Genomic DNA, 6,355 nt, shown 5'->3' on the forward strand with positions numbered 1-6,355 from the left:
GTATTTCCCCGATTTTCTTATTGCGCGTCTGCACGCATGGTGCTATAATATTAAATTTGTTGGTTGACAAACCGCGCTGCGCCTGTTATAGTTAGCGCAGAAAAATGATACAGGGGAGGGTGCATCCATGCTCTGTCAAAACGAAACCGGCGTGCTTTCAGGCTCCGAACTGTTTTTCAGCACGGTCGGCGCGGCCACGCGTCGCCTGTTCTACTATGTCAATTCGTGCGGCCACTATTACTGTGAGCGCGGCTACAAAATTCGCCGTAAGCACATGGACAACCTCTTGCTCATGCTGATTGAAAAGGGCGAGATGCGGGTGGAGTACCGCGGCCAGAAATACATTGCGCAGGCGGGCGACATCGTGCTGATGGACTGCACCTTTCCGCAGTATTATGATACGGCCGACTATGTTGAGTTCTACTGGATGCACATCGCGGGCGTCAACTCCTTTGAGCTTTGCGAGCATCTGACCCGCGCACACGGCAGCATCGTGCACCACACCGACCATAATGACAAGGCCGCGACGCTCATCCGCTTTATGGTGTCGCAGTTTGCCAACAACCAGCCCGTGAGCGACGCCGAGCACTCGCGCACGCTGCACAGCGTGCTGTGTTATCTGATGCCGGGCGCGCAGGTCACTACGGCGGGCGAGGAAAATGGACCGATTCAGCAGGCGGTCAAATTTATCCACAACCATCTGGGAGAGGATTTGAATTTGCGCCGCGTCGCCGCCGAGGTGCATTTGAGTCCCTCGCACCTGATTCGCCTGTTCCGCGCCGAGCTGCACCATTCGCCGCACGAGTATATCGTGCTCATGCGCATGGATCGTGCCAAATATCTGCTCAAAACCACCTCAATGCCGATTAAGGCCATCTCCGCCGAGGTCGGCTACCGCACAGAATCCAGCTTCACCGGCGCGTTTACCGAAAAAATCGGCATTTCACCCCGCCGCTTCCGCGAACTGCCTCTTGGATAAGCAAAAAGGACGAGCGCATCATGCGTTCGTCCTTTTCTTTTATTCAGAAATGCGCTCCAGCGCCGTTTTGATGCCCGTCCGATCCAAATTGCGGCCAATGACGTTGAGCATGGGCGTTCGCTCCGCGCAGGACTCGACCAATCGGTCGGACACCGTGCAGTTGACCGCAAACGTGCCTGTTTCTGCATTCAGAAAGCCTTTGACACGCAGAATCTCGCCGCACGCGCCGCTGCTGATGAGAGATTCCAGTGTTTCGAGCAGTGTCTGCCGCGCAAATACGCCCTGGGGGCGAAGCGCCGTGCTCTGGTATAGTGCGGTATGGTTCAACACGACGCGGCGATGCGTTCGCCGCACGGCTTCCGCCTGCTGCAGCGCGGCAAAATCCTTATCCACAAGCAGGTGGGCAGGTTGTGGATAAAACGCGAGTGGCCGCTCCCCTGCCAGTCCCATGCATGCCGTGGCAAACCGCGCGGCCTGCTCTAAATCGCACACAGGCGGTACGTCAACCTTGGTCCAGAGCACCGCGCCCGCACCGGTCAGCTCGGTCTGCAGCACGCTTTGCTCGGTTTCGTCCAGTGCGGACAGCGTGTGCGGGTCAATCAGCGTCAGGCACATGCCGGATTCGCACAGTCCCTCACGCGTGAGCGAGTCGACCACCTCGAAAAAGTCGTCCATGTTAAACAGCCCGGAGGGTTCCACAATCACCCGATCGCACTGCCCCGACAGCCGCGCCAGCATATCATGAAAGCCGAGTTTCAGCGTACAGCAGATACATCCGCCCGACAATTCGCCGACGTTGCCGAACCGTTCGCTCAAAATCGCCCGATCGACGCCTGCCGCACCGAATTCGTTCTCAATAACGGCAAAGCGCACGTCCCGCCGCGTGAGCCAGTCACCGTAGCGCGCGAGAAAAGTTGTCTTGCCCGCGCCCAGAAAGCCGGTGACCAAGTCGACCTTGGTCATCCCACCGCTTCCTTTTTGTAGACGCCGTAGGTCTTGGCGATGTCAATCATGCGCTCGGCGCGGTCAAACGTCGCGCCCGAGGGGTACTCGCACCCGGTCGCGAGCATGAAACCTCCGCCTGCCGCCATTGCGTCAATCTGGTCAGTGCACTGCTGATCCCACTCCTCGTCAGTGCCGATGACCGCGCTCGCCGGCGTGACGCAGCCGATGAGCGTCACCTGGTCGCCGTATTTCGCCTTGACATCAGCGAAGGTCTCGCAGTCGTCCGACGGATAGAGGAACGAAATCGCCGCCGGCTGAATCGCGTCAATCTGCACGTCAAAATAGATGCGCTGACCGCAGTTGTGAATCATATTCAGGCAGTTTTTCTGACGCACCACCTCGGAAAGCTCGCGCATCAGGCCGCCTTCCATCTCAACCCACATATCCTTTGCCATAATCGTACCCGATGCAAACAGGGTGTCAAACATGATTGCGTCCACACCCGTATCGCACAGCGCGGCGACATATTCCTTGAGCGTCTCGTTGATTTCGCGGGCGGCAGTCTTGACCGCGTCCGGATCATCATACAAATCCATATACATATCCTGCTGGTTTCTGAGCATGCTCAGCACGCCGAGCGGCCCGAACACAAAAGCGACGACCGGCTTCTTGCCCTTTAGTTCCGCCACCAGACGCTTGCACACGTCAATGTGCATCATCATACGTTCCGCATTTCGGTAATCCACCTTCTTGATGTTTGCATAGTCCTCAATTTCCTTGATCACGCAGTCGTTATAATCGGGATGCGCGGCATCGTTCTCGGCAAAGACCAGCTTCTGCCCCCATGCCTCGCACTCGACCGACAGATCGATCAGCGTGACCACACAGTCGATGTCAAACTTGCGCGTCGACTCGATAAAGGCATTGGCACAGGTTTCCGCATCGGTCGACCACTTCTCATAGCTTGCGCCCACCAGCTTGCGGGTGATACCGGACAGAATGGGGTAAACCGGCACACGGTCGGCCTCCTGATGGTTCAGCGCGGCGACAACTCTCTCGTAAGAATTCATAATAACACTCCTCCGTTGCAGTTCGATCCTTTAATCTGATATTTTCTATTCTCTTTGTCGGAATTCCTTTGGATGTCTTTACTTTATCAGAGAAGCGCGCCCGCCGTATTGTACGCCGCTATCCATTTTTAGGATTATTTTGCCGACCCGCGTGTGCCCTATTTCCCTGCCGTCCGCCGTAAATTTCGTCCGAACAGCATAAAAACGCCGCCCAAAGCGAATGCCTTGGACGGCGTAAAATAGGGTTCTTTTAGATGCTCATAACCTGATCGCGGGCAGGGCCAACGCCCAGCATGGTGACCTTGCAGCCTACGATGCGCTCGAGCTCCTTAATATAGTTCTGTACCGAAACGGGCAGCTCCTCAAAGCTGCGGCAGCCGGTGATATCCTCCGTGAAGCCGTCGAACTCCTCGTATACCGGCTCGCAGTGTGCCAAATCGGCAAAGTCCGCCGGGAACTCGGTGATGGTTTCGCCCTTAAACTTGTAGGCCACGCAGACCTTGAGCTTGGGCAGACCGCACAGTGGGTCAATCTTGTTGATGACCATCTCGGTCAGGCCGTTGACGCGCACGGTGTAGCGCGCGATGACCGCGTCAAACCAGCCTGTACGGCGCGGACGGCCGGTAACCGTACCGAATTCACCGCCGGCAGCGCGGATAAAGTCACCCGTTTCATCGAACAGCTCGGTCGGGAACGGACCCTTGCCGACGCGAGTGGTGTAGCTCTTGAAAATGCCCATGATGTCGGTGATTGCGGTCGGGCCGACACCCGAACCGATGCAGCAGCCGCCCGCCACCGGGTGAGACGAGGTAACATAGGGGTAGGTGCCCATGTCGAGGTCGAGCAGCGTGCCCTGCGCACCTTCAAACAGCACGAACTTGCCTGTCTTGACCGCTTCATAGGTCATGATGCTGGTATCCTTGACGTGGCTGCGCAGACGGTCGGCATAGCCCTTGTACTCTGCGAGCACAGCCTCAATATCAATCGGCTCGCCGCCGTACACGCCGGTGATAACCTTGTTTTTGCGTGCGCAGGCTTCGCGCATGGCCTCTTCAAAGCGCTCGCCCACGAAATCGTGCATACGCACGCCGATGCGCTCCGCCTTGTCCATGTAGGTCGGGCCGATGCCCTTTTTGGTCGTGCCGATGTCATCTCCGCCGCGCGCCTTCTCGGAAAGCGCGTCAAGCTCCAGATGCCACGGCAGGATGCAGTGGCAGCGTGCGTCGATAAACAGCTTATCCGCCGAAACACCCTTTTCCGCAAGGCCGTCAATCTCGCGCAGCACATTGCGCGGGTCGACCACAACGCCGGGGCCGATTACATTGACGCAGTCGGGATATAGGATACCCGAGGGAATCAGCTGCAGTTTATATTTTTCCTCACCGACAACAACGGTGTGGCCGGCGTTGTTGCCGCCCTGGCTGCGAACGACCAGATCAGCCTTCCCCGCGAAAATATCAATAAACTTGCCTTTGCCTTCATCGCCCCACTGGGCGCCCAAAATCACTTTACCGGGCATAGTATCCCATTCCTTTCCTCGTTGCTGCGTGCACTGCGGCACGCCATACGGTTAAAGTATAGCACAGCTGCCGCCCTGTTTCAATCCCATTTTGCACGTTTACACCCCTTCCGACGATTTTCGCGTCAAAACTCTCTCATTCCGTATGCAAAAAAGACTTGCAAATCCCGCCATCTTCTGGTATAGTATTGGTTACGGAGTTGTAGCTCAGCTGGTCAGAGCGTTCGCCTCACACGCGAGAGGTCGTGGGTTCGAGCCCCTCTAACTCCACCATTTAAAAACCGTCACAATTGTGGCGGTTTTTTTCTTTTGCCAAAATGCTGTTTTCTCTTGCAGAAAATCGGATTTATCAGTAAGAAAAGCGGTTTTCAGATTGTGCATTCCTCCTGCTTTCTGATACAATTATTCCAACAAATCCGGAAACAATTCGCAAAGAGAAGGAGTTTTGAGCTATGAAAATTGCATTTGACGTAGACGTACTGGCCAAGCAGATGTCGATCAACGACATGGTGCATCAGGTGGCTGAGTGGGGTTACAAGTACATCGAGCAGTCCCCCCATCCGCGTATCAACCCGTTTTATAAGCACCCGCTGTTCTCCCAGGAGTGCGAGCAGGAATACCGCAAGGCGCTGGCCGAAACCGGCGTAGAGATTTCCTCGTTTATCGTCGTGTACCGCTGGTCGGGCCCGACCGAGGAGCAGCGTCAGCTGGCCGTTGCCAACTGGAAGAAGATTGTTGAGATTGCCGTCAACATGGGCGTGCAGGTCATCAACACCGAGCTTTCCGGCGACCCCAAGCAGCAGGAAATCTGCAACGGTATGTGGTTCCGCTCGATGGAAGAGCTGCTGCCGCTGTTTGAAAAGGAAGGCATCCGCGTTGAGATTCAGTCTCACCCCTACGACTTCTGCGAGCTGAACAATGAGACCTGCGACATGGTCAAGTCCTTCCGCTCCAAAAACCTCGGCTACGTTTACTCCTCGCCCCACGGCTTCTTCTACGATCAGGGCAAGGGCGACGTGCGCTCGATGCTCCAGTATGCGGGCGACGAGCTGACTCATGTTCTGTTTGCCGATACCTACAACCAGACCATGGACTGCCGCTATATCGTCAATCCGCCCTGGCTGGGACAGACCGATGCAGTCGTTCACCAGCACCTTGCAATGGGCGAGGGCGATGTGAACTTCCCCGGCATCTTCGAGACGCTGCGCGACATGGATTTTGCGAACAAGCAGCTGAAGGCTGACGCACCCAAGCTTGGCGGCGACAACATCGCGTGCGTGTCGATGTTCGGCTTCCCCGAGAAGATGGCAAAGCAGGCTCCCGAAGCGCGTGAGCGCATCGAGCGCGAGCTGCTCGGCAAGTAAATAAAGCAACACCCCGAAGCGTAAGCTCCGGGGTGTTTTTTTGCTGTAACTCAGATATCCTTGCCGGCCTTGAAGTCGGCAACGTTGTCCATGGTCACGAGTGCGGCCTTGGTCTTGGTGTGTGCTTCGAGGGTCTTGCCGTCGAGTACGTCGAGGCAGGCCTGGATCGCGGCTTCCGCCTGCAGATTCGGGTACTGCGCAACAGAGCCGGCCAGTGTGCCTGCTTCAATCGCGGCGATGTCATCGGAGGATGCGTCAAAGTCGAACACCTGCACCTTGCCCGCAAATCCGCCCTGCTCGATTGCCTGAATCGCGCCCTGACCCATCTCGGCGTTGATTGCCCAGACGACGTTTACCTCAGGGTTGGAGGACAGCACGTTCTGCATGACATTGAACGCTTCGTTGCGATCGCAGCGTGCGGTCTGGGACGCGACAACCGAGAACGCGTCGCACTGATCCTTAAAGCCGTTGAGGCGGT

6 protein-coding genes and 1 tRNA gene are annotated in these 6,355 nt (G+C 56.6%); 3 read left to right on the forward strand and 4 right to left on the reverse strand.

The window, feature by feature from the left end; all coding sequences use genetic code 11:
* Nucleotides 1–127: 127 nt before the first annotated feature.
* Entirely contained in the window at nt 128–979 is an 852-nt protein-coding gene (locus QOX26_RS08155) for an AraC family transcriptional regulator (protein WP_283674482.1), read from the forward strand.
* A gap of 39 nt (nt 980–1,018) precedes the next feature.
* Here QOX26_RS08155 and QOX26_RS08160 read toward each other — a convergent pair whose 3' ends face one another.
* The 3 genes from QOX26_RS08160 to QOX26_RS08170 form a co-directional block, all read right to left on the reverse strand.
* Complete coding sequence (locus QOX26_RS08160; RefSeq protein WP_283674483.1) at nt 1,019–1,942, reverse strand: CobW family GTP-binding protein; 924 nt, start codon at nt 1,940–1,942, stop codon at nt 1,019–1,021.
* Nucleotides 1,939–2,994 (reverse strand): uroporphyrinogen decarboxylase family protein, encoded by a 1,056-nt coding sequence (locus tag QOX26_RS08165; RefSeq protein WP_283674484.1) that lies wholly within the window; start codon nt 2,992–2,994, stop codon nt 1,939–1,941. The genes QOX26_RS08160 and QOX26_RS08165 overlap by 4 nt, the downstream gene beginning before the upstream one ends.
* A 250-nt stretch (nt 2,995–3,244) precedes the next feature.
* Nucleotides 3,245–4,513, reverse strand: a complete 1,269-nt coding sequence (locus QOX26_RS08170) for an adenylosuccinate synthase (RefSeq protein WP_283674485.1) — start codon at nt 4,511–4,513, stop codon at nt 3,245–3,247.
* Between the two features lie 196 nt (nt 4,514–4,709).
* Here QOX26_RS08170 and QOX26_RS08175 point away from each other — a divergent pair.
* Both QOX26_RS08175 and QOX26_RS08180 read left to right on the forward strand, forming a co-directional pair.
* Nucleotides 4,710–4,786 (forward strand) — tRNA-Val (locus QOX26_RS08175).
* 179 nt (nt 4,787–4,965) lie between these two features.
* Nucleotides 4,966–5,877 (forward strand): sugar phosphate isomerase/epimerase family protein, encoded by a 912-nt coding sequence (locus tag QOX26_RS08180; protein WP_283674486.1) that lies wholly within the window; start codon nt 4,966–4,968, stop codon nt 5,875–5,877.
* Between the two features lie 50 nt (nt 5,878–5,927).
* Here the strand turns inward: QOX26_RS08180 and QOX26_RS08185 are convergent.
* The coding region (locus QOX26_RS08185; RefSeq protein ID WP_283674487.1) for a sugar ABC transporter substrate-binding protein at nt 5,928–6,355 on the reverse strand (428 nt) is incomplete at its 5' end.

The organism is Butyricicoccus sp. Marseille-Q5471 (assembly GCF_951230135.1).
GTDB lineage: Bacteria > Bacillota > Clostridia > Oscillospirales > Butyricicoccaceae > Agathobaculum.

Bases quoted from the DNA above. Each gene is read 5' to 3' on its own strand.
- QOX26_RS08155 (WP_283674482.1), top strand. From the start codon at position 128: ATGCTCTGTCAAAACGAAACCGGCGTGCTTTCAGGCTCCGAACTGTTT.
- QOX26_RS08160 (WP_283674483.1), bottom strand. From the start codon at position 1,942: ATGACCAAGGTCGACTTGGTCACCGGCTTTCTGGGCGCGGGCAAGACA.
- QOX26_RS08165 (WP_283674484.1), bottom strand. From the start codon at position 2,994: ATGAATTCTTACGAGAGAGTTGTCGCCGCGCTGAACCATCAGGAGGCC.
- QOX26_RS08170 (WP_283674485.1), bottom strand. From the start codon at position 4,513: ATGCCCGGTAAAGTGATTTTGGGCGCCCAGTGGGGCGATGAAGGCAAA.
- QOX26_RS08180 (WP_283674486.1), top strand. From the start codon at position 4,966: ATGAAAATTGCATTTGACGTAGACGTACTGGCCAAGCAGATGTCGATC.